Annotated in this window: 14 protein-coding genes; 9 read left to right on the forward strand and 5 right to left on the reverse strand. The window is 62.0% G+C overall.

From position 1 onward, the window contains the following. The first annotated feature begins 181 nt into the window (after window positions 1-181). Window positions 182-571, forward strand: coding sequence for a hypothetical protein (locus C2I19_RS09645; protein ID WP_103902493.1), 390 nt, complete (start codon window positions 182-184; stop codon window positions 569-571). 101 nt (window positions 572-672) lie between these two features. Here the strand turns inward: C2I19_RS09645 and C2I19_RS09650 are convergent, their stop codons facing one another. Then, a complete protein-coding gene (locus tag C2I19_RS09650; protein WP_103902602.1) occupies window positions 673-1,863 on the reverse strand; it encodes a radical SAM/SPASM domain-containing protein in 1,191 nt (396 codons plus the stop codon). A 159-nt stretch (window positions 1,864-2,022) separates the two neighbouring features. On the opposite strand from C2I19_RS09650, the gene C2I19_RS22455 reads away from it, so the two are divergent. Continuing rightward, window positions 2,023-2,187 carry a hypothetical protein gene (locus C2I19_RS22455; RefSeq protein WP_233201161.1) on the forward strand — a complete coding sequence of 55 codons (165 nt, stop codon included), beginning with the start codon at window positions 2,023-2,025 and terminating at the stop codon, window positions 2,185-2,187. Between the two features lie 37 nt (window positions 2,188-2,224). Next, complete coding sequence (locus tag C2I19_RS09655; protein WP_439647044.1) at window positions 2,225-2,494, forward strand: GNAT family N-acetyltransferase; 270 nt, start codon at window positions 2,225-2,227, stop codon at window positions 2,492-2,494. 27 nt (window positions 2,495-2,521) lie between these two features. On the opposite strand, the gene C2I19_RS09660 is transcribed toward C2I19_RS09655, so the two are convergent. Then, on the reverse strand, window positions 2,522-2,758 hold the full coding sequence (locus tag C2I19_RS09660) for a hypothetical protein (protein WP_103902494.1): 237 nt from the start codon (window positions 2,756-2,758) through the stop codon (window positions 2,522-2,524). Window positions 2,759-3,079: 321 nt separating this feature from the next. Here C2I19_RS09660 and C2I19_RS09665 point away from each other — a divergent pair, with 321 nt between their 5' ends. The 3 genes from C2I19_RS09665 (at window position 3,080) to C2I19_RS09675 (ending at window position 5,817) form a co-directional block, all read left to right on the forward strand. Beyond that, window positions 3,080-3,934, forward strand: a complete 855-nt coding sequence (locus tag C2I19_RS09665; RefSeq protein ID WP_103902495.1) for a DUF2076 family protein — start codon at window positions 3,080-3,082, stop codon at window positions 3,932-3,934. 248 nt (window positions 3,935-4,182) lie between these two features. Next, the gene (locus C2I19_RS09670) at window positions 4,183-4,605 is read left to right on the forward strand and encodes a hypothetical protein (protein ID WP_103902496.1); all 423 of its coding nucleotides are present in this window, start codon (window positions 4,183-4,185) and stop codon (window positions 4,603-4,605) included. 216 nt (window positions 4,606-4,821) lie between these two features. Continuing rightward, window positions 4,822-5,817, forward strand: a complete 996-nt coding sequence (locus C2I19_RS09675; RefSeq protein WP_103902497.1) for a hypothetical protein — start codon at window positions 4,822-4,824, stop codon at window positions 5,815-5,817. 162 nt (window positions 5,818-5,979) lie between these two features. Here the strand turns inward: C2I19_RS09675 and C2I19_RS09680 are convergent, their stop codons facing one another. Beyond that, on the reverse strand, window positions 5,980-8,790 hold the full coding sequence (locus C2I19_RS09680; protein ID WP_103902498.1) for an EAL domain-containing protein: 2,811 nt from the start codon (window positions 8,788-8,790) through the stop codon (window positions 5,980-5,982). 248 nt (window positions 8,791-9,038) lie between these two features. Between C2I19_RS09680 and C2I19_RS09685 the strand changes: the two genes are divergently transcribed. From C2I19_RS09685 to C2I19_RS09695, 3 genes are all read left to right on the forward strand, one after another. Next, the gene (locus C2I19_RS09685) at window positions 9,039-10,358 is read left to right on the forward strand and encodes a TRZ/ATZ family hydrolase (RefSeq protein ID WP_103902499.1); all 1,320 of its coding nucleotides are present in this window, start codon (window positions 9,039-9,041) and stop codon (window positions 10,356-10,358) included. 4 nt (window positions 10,359-10,362) lie between these two features. Further along, on the forward strand, window positions 10,363-11,064 hold the full coding sequence (ubiG, locus tag C2I19_RS09690; RefSeq protein ID WP_103902500.1) for a bifunctional 2-polyprenyl-6-hydroxyphenol methylase/3-demethylubiquinol 3-O-methyltransferase UbiG: 702 nt from the start codon (window positions 10,363-10,365) through the stop codon (window positions 11,062-11,064). A 334-nt stretch (window positions 11,065-11,398) separates the two neighbouring features. After that, window positions 11,399-12,067: a GntR family transcriptional regulator gene (locus tag C2I19_RS09695; protein ID WP_103902501.1), complete on the forward strand. Its 669-nt coding sequence runs from the start codon at window positions 11,399-11,401 to the stop codon at window positions 12,065-12,067. 71 nt (window positions 12,068-12,138) lie between these two features. Here C2I19_RS09695 and C2I19_RS09700 read toward each other — a convergent pair whose 3' ends face one another. Both C2I19_RS09700 and C2I19_RS09705 read right to left on the reverse strand, forming a co-directional pair. Continuing rightward, window positions 12,139-13,329 (reverse strand): metallophosphoesterase family protein, encoded by a 1,191-nt coding sequence (locus C2I19_RS09700; protein ID WP_233201158.1) that lies wholly within the window; start codon window positions 13,327-13,329, stop codon window positions 12,139-12,141. A 36-nt stretch (window positions 13,330-13,365) separates the two neighbouring features. Further along, window positions 13,366-15,252, reverse strand: coding sequence for a c-type cytochrome (locus tag C2I19_RS09705; protein ID WP_103902503.1), 1,887 nt, complete (start codon window positions 15,250-15,252; stop codon window positions 13,366-13,368). Between the last annotated feature and the right edge of the window lie 34 nt (window positions 15,253-15,286).

Below are 15,286 nucleotides of genomic sequence, written 5' to 3' on the forward strand. Positions count from 1 at the left end.
TCACGTGGACCCGCGAAACGCTGGATGCAGAGATCTCGGCGCTGCTTGGTGGTTATGGCGACAAGTTTCAAATCAATTTTTCGTGATTACTTAAATGACAGATTTAACACCGCCGTCATGAGCTATAGATCAACGGCAGGACGCTCTTAATCAACCATAACGTCGTTTTAGGAGACCAGTCATGTCGTCAGTACCGCAAGTAGGCACCTATGTTTCCGCGGACAAGAATTTCTCTTTCAAGATTTCTTCCGCCAATCCGTCTAATGGCGTGATCGCCGGAGCGTATCAAGCCAACTACAGCCCCATCGGCTCTTTCCATACCGAAGGCAATATCGGCAACTACAGCTGGGTGTTCAACAAGTCCCAAGGCCGTGACGGCGTGGCGCCGTTCAACATTTCCTTTGGCGGCAGCCAGCGTCCGGACAGCCGTCCGTACTGCATCGTCGACACCTGGACTGGCGCTTACTTGACCAACAACACCATCCAGGCCGAAGGCTCCCGCGCCTTCGTCAACAGCGATGGCGTGGTTCAGGTCGGCAGCCTCGGCACCCAGACCTTTACCTTGGCCTAAGGTAAAGTACGCGGACGGCGCCTAGGCCGTCCGCGCAGCGTCTATAGCGCGCTCAGCTTTAGTCTTGTCTGCCGCGCGCATTGCCGCAGCGCGCCACACGCTCACGGCATGATTTCGACATATTCGTACACTTCGCAGTCACGCAGCTGCTTGCGCACGTCCAGGCTGGCGCGTTCGAACCAGGCTTGCGGGTCATGGCGGTCGATTTCCGCTCCCATGAAACGCAATAGCTCGCAAATGGGTTCCACCACCTGGCTGCGGTAGCGGGCGTCGCCCTTCTCATATCCCAAGTAGAGATTTTTCATGCAATTGCCGCGGCACCAGCCATAGGCCTCGCAGCCTGCACAGGGCATGGCCGGCGTGTGCTGCAGCGGGCTGGCGCGCAGCCAATTGCCTTTCACATCGCCCATTTTCATTTGCGGCAGATACATCATGTCAGGACAGGGATAAATCTCGCCGTTAGGCATCACATTCAGCAGGTGAGTGGAAACGCGGCATTGGGTGCGTCCTGCATACAGTTCCTGCGCGCGATCGGGAAACAGTTTGTTGCGCGCGATGCCCATCAGGGGAATCAGCGGGTACAGCCGGTCAGGCTGGGAGAAAAAACGTTCGATCAAACGGCGCAACACCGCCTGGCGTTTGACGACGGAGTCGCCCTCATACATTTCATCCGCCACGAACTGCCAGTAGAGGTAGTCGAACGGCGAATCTTCCGCCAGCAGTTGGTCCAACTCTTCAAACGTGGTGTCGGCATTGCCCCAGGTGACGCGCGCGGTCAGGCTGCCGCCCAGATGCGGCCGTACCTTGGCCAGATTGCGCAGCACCTGGCGGTAAATGCCGCGTCCGCGATAGCCGTCGGTGATGGCCTCTCCGCCATCTATGGACACCAGCACATTGGACAAGCGCACCAGCGCCCAGGCGGGCACATCGTCCAGCAAGGTGCCGTTGGTCTGCAGCTGGTAGCGGAAGCCGGGAAAGCGGCGCATCACCTCCAGCATCAGTTTCAGATTCAGCGTCGGTTCGCCGCCGTAAAAGGTAACGTAAACATCCTTGCCGCCAAGGTGGGTCTCCACAAAGGCGGCCAATTGCTCGACATCGTATTCCAGCTCGGTTTGCGAGCCCAGCACCTCGCCCACGCCCAGCGAACAATAAGTGCATTTCAGATTGCACTTCAGCGTAGTCAGCAGTTGCAGCTCCACGCGGGCGCCGACGATGGGCGGTTCCGCGCCGGCCTTGGGCGGACAGGAGTCATGAAAATGGATGGGGGCAAAGGACGAAGAGGAAGCGGTCATGATGCGGCTCCGGTTGGTCAAACCGGCCATTTTGCCCCGCCCGCGCAGACGGGCTCTTGATCTGCGCCAAGCCGCCCGGGCGCTCCGTTCCGTGCCAGGATGCCAAGCTTCCATTTGGCATGCCAGCCAGTCGATATCGCGAGAAACGGAGCGAAACGGATGATGAAACTGGAATGGATGGTCAGAAACGCCGTCGAAAGCGATTACGCAGGCTGGCGCCCCTTGTGGGATGGCTACAACGCCTTTTACGGCCGCGCGGGCGAAACCGCGCTGCCGGAGGCAGATTACCCGGCAAACCTGGGCGCGCTTCCTGGACGCGCGTGAACCGGTCAATGCGCTAGTAGCTCAAGGCGAGGGCCGCATGCTGGGCCTGGCCCATGCCATTATCCACCGCCGCACCACGCGGCTGGCCGATGTATGCTACTTACAGGATCTGTTCACCACGCCGGAGGCGCCCGACAGGGGCGTCGCGCGCTTGCTGATTGAGGCGGTTTATCGACAAGCGGAGGCCGCGGGCTGCAGCCGCGCTTACTGGCAAACGCAGGCAGGCAATCAAACGGCGCGCGCGCTATACGACAAGGTTGCCGCGCACTCAGGCTTCATCGTTTACGGACGAGACCTGGCGCCTTGACGCCGGCTTGCCGGCCCTAGCAGCCGGCTACTTGAATTGCTCGCCGTGGTTCTGCAGCTTCTTATTGCCGCAGGCCTGGCAAATCACGTAACGATCCACCAGATCGATGGACGCCAGGCCGTGTCCGCCCCAGCCGGAAAAGAAACCGTCCAGAAATGCCTTGAGCTGCTCCTTGCGGCTCTTGCCGTACTGGGAAGGCTTCTGCTGGATCCATTCCTTATGCTCGGTCTCTTTACCGCATTTCTCGCAATATTGCTTGGCCATGATGACTCTCCAAACCGGCGGGTAGCCACCGATAGCGGCTTTCCAAACCAGCATTCGTTCTATGTGCAACCGCAGCATTATTTCACCCCAATGTCATACGGCGCAAGAAGAAGCGCATCTTGCTTGAGCAAGAGTCTGAAATCGTACCTCGCGCTGCCAGGGAAAAACCCGCTCTGCGGCCCGGAGGATTATGTCCAGCCAATTTACCAACACATACCAAATCGATATACAATTAGTTTACAAAATCCACATGAATTGCCAGCGGATCTGCAACATCGCTTAAGCGCATGCAGAAGCCGCATTACTCCGTGAAAGGACATCATGACGCCGCAAGAGAACCAAGCCTTGCAGGGCTTCCTCGGCCAATTAGTGCAAACCCAAGGCGTAGCCAAGGATCCGCAGGCCCACGCCAGCATCATGCAGGCTGTTGCCCAGCAACCCGACGCCGCCTACCTGCTGGTATTGCGCTGCATGCAGCAAGACCAGGCGCTGAACGCGCTGAAAGCGCAAGTGGCGCAACTGCAGACCCAAGTGCAAGCCGCCCGCGCGGCTCAGCCGCCGGTTGGCGCGCAGGGTACCTTCCTGGATCCGAACGCCGGCGCGCCCGCTGGTTTCGGCGCCGCAGCCCCCGCTTTCGCGCCCGCCCCGGCGCCGCGCCCGGCTGCTCCGGCCCCGGCCTATCCTCCCGCGGCTCCCGCTTATCAGCAGCCGGCTCCTGTCTATCAACAAGCCGCTCCGGTTTACCAGCAGCCGGCGCCAGTCTATCAACAGCCGGTGCAGCAACCGGTCAAGCAGGGCTTGTTCGGCGGCGGCGTCGGCAGCTTCCTGGGCACCGTAGCCACCGCCGCCGCAGGCGTGGCCGCCGGCACCTTGCTGGCGGACGGCATAGAAAGCCTGTTCAGCAGCGATAGCCACTCCAGCCACGGCAGCCATGGCCACGGCGGCAGCGGCGACTACGGCGGCGATGGCAATTACGCTGGCGACAGCGGCGGTTTCGGCGGCGGCGACTATGCCCAGCAGCCGGTCGAGCAACACATCACCGTCAACAACTATTACAGCTCCGACGACACCGGCGGTTCCGACTACAGCGACCAAGCCGACTCCGGCGGCGACTACAGCGCCAGCGACGACAGCGCCTCGTCCGACGACTACAGCTCCGACGACTCCAGCTACTAAGCTGCCTCCGCCGTCCGGTCAAACGGGACGGCGGCCAGCTTCTCCCACCCGTCGCCAAGGCGACGGGTTTTCTTTGTCCGCGCGCCGCGCAATACCCGGCTTGCGCCGCCCGCCGCTCGTACACCTTGTTACGGTTATGAACAAATACAAATAGCAATCAGCAGCTATCTAATCTTTGCGTTTGCGCAACAAACGGCAGCCATAGTGCAAACATGCGCGATGCGCGTTCGCAATGAAAGAAGACTGCCATGAAACACGTGATGACCGCGGCGGCGCTGATCGCCGCATCCCTGTTCAGCCTGCCCACCCAAGCCGCCGTATCCATCAGCGTCGGCGAGCCGGGCTTCTACGGCCAGATCGACATCGGCGGCGCGCCCGCGCCCCAGGTCATTTACCAGCAACCGGTCATGATCCAGCCCGTGCCGGTGGCTGAGCCCCCCATCTACCTGCGCGTGCCGCCCGGCCATATGAAGCACTGGGATCGTTACTGCCGCGAATACCACGCCTGCAACCGCCGGGTCTATTTCATCCGCGACGAATGGTATAGACAGGTCTATGCGCCGCACTATCGCGAGCATCATCACGACAACGGCCGCCACGAAGGGCAGCGTCATGATGACTGGCAGCATGAATCCTGGCATGGCGATCATCGCGGCTGGTACGAGCACTGAAGCTCGCTTCGTTCATACAAATTAACCACGCCGCGGCGGCATCTTTCGGTTTCGGCCTCGGCGGTTCAGCGAAAATCATCCGACTTTCGCTGAAATCGCAATGCTTTATTGCGACAGCCCCCGCAGCGCTCTTTGCTGCGGCATTTTGCCGCAGCGCCATCCCGGCCGCGCCTAGCCATACTTGCCCCGCAATGTGAAACTAACAAGGGGAACCCTATGGCCGCAAACCGTCTCTTCAAACTTCTGCCCGCCCTCATCGCCGCCAGCGCCTCGTCCGGCGCGCTGGCCTGCGCCAGCTGCGGCTGCACCTTGAGTTCGGACTGGGAAAGCCAGGGTTTCAGCAGCCAGCCCGGCCTGAAAATGGACGTGCGCTACGACTACCTGAACCAGAATCAGCTGCGCAGCGGCAGCGGCGCCATCTCGCCGGCCGCGGCCAGCCAATTGAGCCAAGGCAACCAGGAGGTGGAGCGATACACCCGCAACCAATACCTGACGCTGGGCTTCGACTATGCCTTCTCGCCAGCCTGGGGCCTCAATGTGCAGATCCCGTATCTAGACCGCAAGCACAGCACGCTGGGCACCGGCTCGGACGGCGCCAATCTAGCCGACGGGGCCTATGACTCCAGCACCTCCGGCCTGGGCGACATCAAGGCCATAGGCCGCTATCAAGGCTTCGCCGAGGCGCGCGACTTCGGCCTGCTGTTCGGTCTGAAGCTGCCCACCGGCAGCCATACGCAAACCGGCGTCTCTACCGATCCCGCCAACCCCGGCGCAGCCGCGCCGATAGACCGCGGCCTGCAGCCGGGCACCGGCACTACCGATGCCATCGTCGGCGCCTATTACTTCGGCGAACTAAACCGAAGCTGGCATTACTTCACCCAGGCCACGATCCAGAGCGCGCTGGCGCCGTCCGATCAGTACCGCCCCGGCACCGGCGTCAACCTGAACCTGGGTCTGCGCTATACCGGCTTTACCGGATGGATGCCGCAGCTGCAGCTGAACGCCCGCTACGTCCAGCATGATGCTGGCGACAACGCCGACACCGTCAGCACCGGCGGCACGCTGGTCTACCTGAGCCCCGGCCTAACCGTGCCGCTGACGCGCCAGACCTCGCTCTACAGCTTCGCGCAGTTGCCGATATACCAGCATGTCAACGGCGTGCAGCTGGCGCCGCGCTATACCCTGTCCGTAGGCGCACGCTTTTCATTCTGATCGTCCGTCCTCGCCCTTCCCCCGCTGCAGCTCTGGCCTTCTGAGCAGGGCAAGCAGCCAACGGCAATCCAGCGCAATTTCAGCATTTCATGCGGAATGCCCGGATATGAAAAGCCCGCCGAATCGGCGGGCCAGGATGAGGCGCGGTGGGATGCGAAACGCTCAACTCTGCGGCAGCAGGCTGTCCCGCGTCAGCAGCGCGGCGAACTCGTCAGCCGGCAGCGGCTTGGCGATCAGATAGCCCTGGACGAAATCGCAGCCCTCCTGCTCCAGGAACTGCCACTGTTCCATGGTCTCCACGCCCTCGGCCACCACCTGCATATTCAGGTTCTTGGCCATATTGATGATGGCGCGGGCGATGGCGCTGTCGTCGGCATCCTGCGGGATGTCGCGCACGAAGGAGCGGTCGATCTTCAGCTTGTCCGCCTTGAAGCGCTTCAGATAGGACAGGCTGGAATAGCCGGTGCCGAAGTCGTCGATGGACAGCCTCAGCCCCATGTTCTTCATATTGTCTATGGCCTGGATGGTGGCCTGGGCATCTTCCATGATGATGCTCTCGGTCACCTCGATGTCCAGCGCGTGGCCGGGCAGGCCGTTGGACGACAGCGCGCGCTGCACCTGCTCGGCCAGGTCCGGCTGGCGGAACTGCAGCGCCGACAGATTGACCGCCAGCGTCAGTTCCGGCAGGCCGGCCTGGCGCCACGCCACCAGCTGGCGCGTGGCCTCGGCGAGCACCCAATTGCCTATCTGCACGATGAAGCCGCGCTCCTCTGCCACCTGGATGAAGCGCACCGGGCCCAGCAGGCCCAGCGAGGGGTGGTTCCAGCGTATCAGCGCCTCCGCGCCTATGATGCGGCCGCTTTCCATCTCCACTTGCGGCTGGTAGTGCAGCACGAACTCGTCGCGCTCCAGCGCGAAGCGCAGCTGGCTCTCTATGGCCAGGATTTCGCGCGCGCGCGCGTTGAGGTCCGCGGTGTAGAACTTATAGCTGTTGCGGCCGGACGATTTGGCGTGGTACATCGCCGCGTCGGCGTTGCGCACCAGAGTTTCGTAATCGCGGCCGTCGTCCGGGTAGACGCTGATGCCGATGGACGGGGTGATGGTGATCACGTGGTTGTGCAGCTCGATCGGGCTGGCGAACACGTCGCGCACGCGCTCCGCCGCCAGCGCCGCCTCGCCCGGATCTGAAATCACCGGCAGCAGGATGATGAACTCGTCTCCGCCCTGGCGCGCCAGCATTTCGCCCGGCCCCAGCGCGGACTTGATCCGGTCCGACGCCACCTGCAGCAACGTGTCCCCGGCCGAATGGCCCAGCGACTCGTTGACGGTCTTGAAGCGGTCCAGATCCAGCAGCAGCAAGGCCAGCCGCTGGTTGTCGCGCACGGCGTTGTGGATGGCCAGCTCGACGCGGTCCTGCATGTGCATGCGGTTGGGCAGGCTGGTCAGCACGTCGAAATGCGCCAAGAACTGGATGCGCTCGTCCGCGGCCTTGCGCTCGGTCAGATCGCTGAAGATGGCCACGTAGTGCGTGATTTCGCCCAGGCTGTTGCGCACCGCGTTGATGGCCAGCCACTCCGGATACACCTCGCCGTTCTTGCGGCGGTTCCACAGTTCGCCCTGCCAGGAGCCGTGCTCGTTGATCGCCTGCCACATCTGCTCGTAGAACGGCGCCTCGTGGCGGCCGGACGACAGCACGCTGGTCTTCTGGCCCAGCACCTCGTGCTGGGTGTAGCCGGTGATTTCGGTGAAGGCGCGGTTGACGCTGCGGATGCGCTTGTCGGCGTCGGTGATCATGATGCCTTCGACGGTGTTCTCGAACACCTTGGCCGCCAGCTGCACGCGCTCCTCGGCCGCGCGCTTCTCCGAGATGTCGCGCACCATGCGCCACACCGCGTTGATGCGGCCGAAGGCGTCGCGCATCGCCACCGTCTTGACGCTGACCGGCACCTGATTGTCGAAGCGGTTCAGATAGGTGGCTTCGAACTCGTCGCAATAGCCGAAGCGCAACACCTTGTTGTCCAGATTGAAGCGCTCCAGCGGCTCGCTCTCCTCGGCCACCAGGCTCCAGAAATTCTGCTGTTTGAGCTGGTCCAGGCTGTAGCACATCAAGTTGAGGAAGGCCGGGTTGGCGTCTATCACCTGGCCGTCCAGCGAGCTGATGACGATGCCGTCCAGATTGGACCAGAACAGCTCGCGGTATTTGTTCTCGGAGCGGCGCAGCGCGTCTTCCACTTCGCGGCGGCGCGAAATGTCCGCCTCCAGCGCCAGCGTCTTGGCGCGCAGCTCGTCCACCAGGCGTTTGAGTTCCGAGCGGGTCCACTCCAAATGGGTGCCCAGGCGGCCCAGCTCGTCGCGGCGCGACCATTCGAACGGCGTATCCAGCTTCAGCTCGGCCAGCAGCCGCGCCTGCTCGGTCAGCAGCCGCATCGGCCTCAGGAAGCGCGAATGCAGAATACTCATGATCAGCATGATGGACAACACCAGCTGCGCCGCCAGTATCATCAGGATATTCTTGACCTGGTTGCTCAGCGCGATGGCCAGATTTTCGTTGTCGAACTCCATCGTCACCTGGCCGATGGCCTCGCCGCGGTAGATGACCGGCTTTTCGACATAGGATACGCTGCCGATGCGCCGCTCGCTGCGCACGGCGGACAGGAAAACCTGGTTGGACTGGGTGTCGGTGACGCGGATGGAAATCACCCGCGGATCTTCCATCACCGAGGCGATCAGCGGATTGCCTGCCTGGCGGCTCAGGTTCCACAGCGGTTCCTGCATGCCCAGCGCGACGATGTCGAGCAGACGGCGCTGGTCGGTCTCCAGCTGGGTGGTCAGATTGTCTTTCTGAATGTTGAAACTCAGATAGCTGATGATGGAAGCGGGGATCAGCAAGCCGAGTATCACGGCAATGAGAAACACGTCCCTCAGATTCAGGCCAGAGCTGGCAGTGGTTTTATCGTCTGCTTGTTGAGCCATGTCGCGCTAGTCTTATGCTTCGCCGAAATTTCGGAGATCGTCCCGGAGTTGGATTTGTGCGTGCAATCAGCAGTATACACCGGCGCGTGCCGGCTTTTCTCTTCTATATTCAGCAGTCATCCGCAATCGTCATTTTCAAGCACAGATGAACCATCGCCAACTGGCTTGGCAGCGGCGCATTGCCTTGCCAGTCCCGCTAGGCCTAAAATCCACGACACTTTATTGACAACGCGTTCAGGATTCACACCATGCCGCAGTCACGTTATGAAAAGATTATTTCCGCCCGCTGGATCATCACCGTGGAAACGGATGGCGAAGTCCTGGAAAACCATGCGGTGGCGATCAAGGATGGCAGGATAGCCGCCATTCTGCCAGCGGCCGACGCCGCCGCGCTGGATGCCGATGAAAGGCTGGAGCTGCCCGACCACGCGCTGATGCCGGGCCTGATCAATCTGCATGGCCATTCGGCGATGACCCTGTTGCGCGGTCTGGCCGACGACAAGGCGCTGATGGACTGGCTGACCAACCACATCTGGCCGGCCGAGGGCAAGCACGTGCGCGACGACTTCGTGTTCGACGGCACCCTGCTGGCCATGGGCGAGATGATCCGCGGCGGCACCACCACCATCAACGACATGTATTTCTATAATGCCGCGATGGCGCGGGCCGGCCTGGCCTCCGGCATGCGCACCTTCGTCGGCTGTTCCATTCTGGAATTCCCGACCAACTACGCCAGCAACGCCGACGACTACATCGCCAAGGGCATGGCCGAGCGCAGCCAGTTCCTGGGCGAAGACCTGGTCACCTTCACCCTGGCGCCGCATGCGCCCTACACCGTATCGGACGACACCTTCCGCAAAGTTGTGACGCTGGCGGAGCAGGAAGACATGCTGATCCACTGCCACATCCACGAAACCGCGGAAGAAGTGAGCAATAGCGTCAAGGAACATGGCCAACGCCCGCTAGCCCGCCTTCAGGGTCTGGGCATGCTGTCGCCGCGCCTGGTGGCCGCCCACATGGTGCATCTGAACGACGCCGAAATCGAGCTGGTGGCCAAGCACGGCGTATCCGCCGCCCACAACCCTGCCTCCAATATGAAGCTGGCCTCCGGCATCGCCCCCGTCGGCAAGCTGCTGGGCGCCGGCGTGGCCGTAGGCATAGGCACCGACGGCGCCGCCTCCAACAACAAGCTGGACATGCTGGCGGAAACCCGCCTGGCCGCGCTATTGGCCAAGGTGGGCACGCTGGACCCGACCATCGTCCCGGCCGCCGCCGCCATCCGCATGGCCACGCTGAACGGCGCGCGCGCGCTGGGCATAGACGGCAAGACCGGCTCGGTGAAGGAAGGCAAGGACGCCGACTTGATCGCCATCGACCTGTCCGCCCTGGAAACCGCGCCGGCCTTCGACCCGATCTCGCACGTGGTGTACGCCGCCGGCCGCGAGCAGGTCAGCCACGTCTGGGTCAAGGGCCGCGCGCTGATGGCCGGCCGCAAGCTGCAAACCCTGGACGAAGGCAATCTGAAAGCCCGCGCCGACGACTGGCGCAACCGCATTCTGGCAAAGTAATCGCATGAGCAACGTAGACGAACTCGAAATCGACAAATTCAGCCAACTGGCGCACAAGTGGTGGGACAAGGACAGCGAATTCAAGCCGCTGCACGAGATCAACCCGCTGCGCCTGGACTATATAGACCGCCACGCCGCCCTCGCCGGCAAGAAAGTGCTGGACGTGGGCTGCGGCGGCGGCATTCTGGCTGAAAGCATGGCGCTGAAAGGCGCCCAGGTGACCGGCATAGATCTGGCCAAGAAATCCCTGAAAGTGGCGCAGCTGCACAGCCTGGAAACCGGCGTGCCGATAGACTACCGCTGCGTGCCGGTGGAAGAGCTGGCGGCGGAAATGCCGGCAGGCTTCGACGTGGTGACCTGCATGGAAATGCTGGAACACGTGCCGGACCCGCAAAGCGTGGTGCGCGCCTGCGCCACGCTGGTCAAGCCGGGCGGCTGGGTGTTCTTCTCCACGCTGAACCGCAACGCCAAGGCCTATCTGCTGGCCGTGGTGGGCGCCGAATACGTGCTGAACATGCTGCCGCGCGGCACGCATGAATACGCGCGCTTCCTCAAACCGTCCGAACTGGGCCGCATGGTGCGCCACGCCGGCCTGGACCTGCAGGGCCTCAGCGGCATGGCTTACAACCCGCTCACCCGCATCTACTCGCTGAACGACGATACCGACGTCAATTACCTGATGGCTACCCGCCGCGCGGCGGAATAGCCGCGCATGCGCGCGCCGCCCGCCCCCTCGGGCGGCGCGCCTCTCCCCTCATGGCGCAAGCTCTCCCCTCCTCCGCCGAAAAATAAGACAGATACTGCCAATGAGTTCTGTCAACACAAATACAAAACATGCGTTTTAATCATCTGATTGATATCATGGCCGCCCCCGCGAAAACGGGCGCATGATGGCCATCCGCGACAGGGCAGTGTCGCCGGGCTACGGATGTCCCTGCTGGATACAAACCGGCAAACCAACAGGATATTGCCGGACAATCCATCACAATAGTGTCTTACAATACGTACGAGAACGATAACATTCCATCCGGAGATGACGCATGACTTTCAAGGCCAACGATCTGTTGACCGAACAGATCGCCCAATATCTAGGCAAGCAAATCATCCAGGGCGAGATGAAACCGGGTGAGCGGATACAAGAGCTGCGCATCGCGTCCGAGCTGGAGGTCAGCCGCGGCTCGGTCCGCGAAGCCTTGCTGATTCTGCAACGCCGCCATCTGGTGGACATTTTCCCGCGACGCGGCGCGGTGGTGGCCAGCATCAGCGCCAGCGACGTCAGCGACTTCTTCGATCTGTGGTTCCTGCTGCTGGACCGGGTGGCGCAAAACCTGGCCGCCGGCTGGCAGAACGACGACCTTGCGCGCTTCATCGAGCTGATGGCGCTGCTGGATGAAGCCAAGCGCCACGGGGACTTGCAGGCCTTCTACGACTACGGCATAGAATTCCTGTCCGCGCTGTACCGGCATGCCAACAACCGCTACCTGACCGATACGCTGAACGACATGCTGCCGCTGACCCAGCGCTGCCTGTACGCCATCCTGCGCGCCGGCCAAACCCAGATCGAGCGCACTCACCAGTTCCTGGAAAGCCTGCTGAAAACGCTGATCGCGCGCGATACCGCGCGGCTCAAGCAGATGGTCGGCGAATTCGGCCGCGACTACAGCCGGCTGGCGCAAAGCGCGGCGGAAGCGCTGGAGGGCCGAGGCTGAGCCCCGGACTGTTTTCCCACGGTTCATAAACAAAGGGCTGCCAAAGGCAGCCCTGTTTCAAAACTGGCCGATCAGGGCTGAGGCCAGCGCTTTTCGCCATTCTCGTCGTACAGAACCTCCACCAAGGCCTCGCCGTTCAACTCCACTCGCGCAAAACCATTCAGCACTCGCTCAGGATATTGGCGATCGTCAGCCGATTTCGTTTCCGCCCAAGCCACCTGCGGCTTGCCGTCCAGGATGCTGGCGGCGCCATAAGGAATGGCGCCGTGGCCAATGCAACGCCCTAACATGCCATTCTGCGGCTGATAACAGATCACATTGTGCAAATGCCCCCAATACCAGTAGTCCGGCGCACGGCCCAACGCGTCTTTCACCGCCAGGAACAACGCATTCGACTCGCCCTCCATCGAATAGCCCTGATGGTGGGACAAAACCATGATCTTTCCCTTCCAGCCCGCCGTCACTTCGCGCAGCCAAGCGGTTTGTCCATCGCCCAGCGCGCCGTCCATGTACAAATTCCACTTGTCGCTCCAATAGGCTGTATCCAGCCCGAGAATCAGCCAGTTGGCATTGAACAAGCTGAAATAGCTGGTGCCCTGCTGCAAAGGGAAGCGGCTGGACAGCACGCCGAAATAACCCAGCGCGCCGTTATACATCTCATGGTTGGAATTGAGGGTGAATTGCCCGCGCGCGCCAGCCGGCCAGCCAGCAAAATCCTGATTCTCATCCGAGCCGACACCGGCGTAATAAACATCACCCAAGTGGATGGTGTAATCCGCCGGTCGGCCCGTCATCGCCGTTGCCACCTTGTGGGCGATGTAATCCCCCGTCCCCCAGTCCCCCGCGATGTTAAAACTGACCTTATCGGGTATGGCCAGATGGCAAGGCTGCGTATTCCAGGGAGCCCGGTTTTCGAGATGCTCTACCCACTGCGTCAATGCCTCGCCCCACAAAGGATCCAGCAGCTCCCATTTGCGGCATCCCAACAGCGTGCCGTCATCCATCACCCGGGTAGGCAACTGCGCCTCGGTCGTCGGCAGCGGCTCGCCGTTCAGCCCGCTCGACAAGATGGACAGGCCATGGGCAAACTCCCACGGAATGCCAGGCGCGCTGGTGGCGTCGGGATCGTTGATCACCGCTCTCACTTGCGCGTCTATCAGTTTCAGCCTGCTCAGTAATTCCTGCTTTTGCTGCAACCCCTGCTCGGCTTCCGCCAGGCTACTGTCTATCCGGTTTTTCCATGTGTCGAAAATGCCCATCATTCGCCTCCACGCTTTAAAACGGTCCGATGCGGCCGCCTACAAGGTTTTCATGTACTCGATCAGATCCCACTTCTCGCCATCGCTGAGGTGGATGCCGTACTCGTGGCCGCTGTTGTGGTTGCCCGGCAAGCGGGTATCGAACTTGAAATAGCCGCCGCCCTTGGCCTCCGGCCCCGCCGTGCTGAAACCCACATTGCGCGCGTCGAACACGCTGGAACCGCGATAGAACGTCTTGGGACGCTTGTCCGGCGGCTGCAGCAAGTCCCACAGCGTAGGCACCGAACCGTTGTGCAGATACGGCGCGCGCAGCCAGATGCCGTCGGTGGGCGTATTGCTGTAGCTCTGCGTCTTGCGGTAGGCGCCGAAGTCGAACGGCGGCTTCTTGAACGCGTGGAACTTGTCCACCAGGCCTACGGTGAAGGAGTTGACGCGGTAGGGGTCGGTGCCCAGTTCGTCCAGTCCCACCGTCACCTGGCCAGTGGCTGCCTTGCCGAAGTCATGGCAACCGGCGCAGTTCTGCGCCCACAGCGTCCGCCCGCGCGCCACCCGCACCTGGTCCAGTCCGCCGAACGGCCACTTAGGCGGCTGATGCGTCAGCAGCCAATCCGTCACGCGGGTGAATTCGGCCGGCAGCACCGACTGCGGCGTGGCCCCCACCGCCATCGCGGCGGCGTAATTGCGCTCATGGATGTCATTGTTATTGCCGTCCCAGTGCAGATACAGCGATTCCCTTGGCTTCTGGTTCCAGATTTGCGGCAGGTCCACCGTGCCTATGGTGGAATCGTCCGGGAAGCCGAAGATCACTATCTTGGTGGGATTGAAAGTGTCGGTGCGGCCCGGCCCCTGCAATGGCCGCAGCTTCTGCCAGGCGTATTGCTTTTCCTGCTTCAGGAAGGCCTGCTGCGTGGCCGGCACGATCAGGAAGCGGTAGAACAGTTTTTCGATGGGGCCGAGATCGTAATGCTGCTCGATGGCGTCCATCACCTTGTTCTTGAAGTCCGGATCGCCGGCGCAGCCGTACAGGAACCACTGGAACGACTCCAGATCCAGCAGCGCCGCCGGCGCGGTGGGCACCGGCACCGGCACGTCGTCCGCGCTCTTGCGGTACTGCCCGGTATGGCACAGCGCGCAGTTGGGTTCCACCGACGGGTAACCTATCTGCCGCTTGGCCAGGCCTATGGGCAAATCATGCCCGCCCTCGTAGATGAAGCCGAAGGTCTGCCAGCCTGTCCCCATCCTGGGCATGCGCTGCGCGCACACCTGAGGCAAAACCGAAAACACATAGAGCGGAATGCGCGCATCAGGCCCCAGGCCGATGGCGGCGTACTTGAAGTGGTCCACATTGGACTGCATGGGCGGCTGCGGCACCTCGCGGAACAGATTGAGCCAGGTCTCGAAACCGACGAAACCCAACACCAGCGCGACGACGAGCGCCGCCTTGCGGCAGCGGCCACAAAGGCAATGGCAGGCGCAGCGCCACAGCCCGCGCAATCCGGCGCGCATCAGCGGCCACGGTCTTTGCTCCCGCGGCATGCCGGCGTACAACAAGCCGCCCAGAATCAGGAACATCGCGCCGTCCGAGTAGAGCAGCGGCCGGAACGCATCCGGATAGCCCGAGGTCTGGATCAGATAAATCCAGAACACCACCGCGATCAGCCGCGACAATACGCATAGCCAGGCGTACACCGGATAGCGCTCGGCGCAGACGCCGGCCGGCGCGTAGAACAGGCTGACACCCACCAGCAACATGCCGGCGTTCTGCAACCAGGGGTAGACCGCCTGGGCCGGCAGCCCGAAGTAGCCGTTCAGATAGTCCGGCCACAGCAAGGCCGGCACCGCGAACACCATATTGATGATGATCCCTATCCAGATGAAACGCTGAAACCACCGGATGCAGGGCTGGGCAGAGCATGCGTTTTCCATGACTTCATCCTCAAGGAGCAACCCCGCTCGGCCA

Origin of the sequence: Chromobacterium alticapitis (assembly GCF_002924365.1) — a bacterium.
In the GTDB taxonomy this organism is placed as follows: domain Bacteria; phylum Pseudomonadota; class Gammaproteobacteria; order Burkholderiales; family Chromobacteriaceae; genus Chromobacterium; species Chromobacterium alticapitis.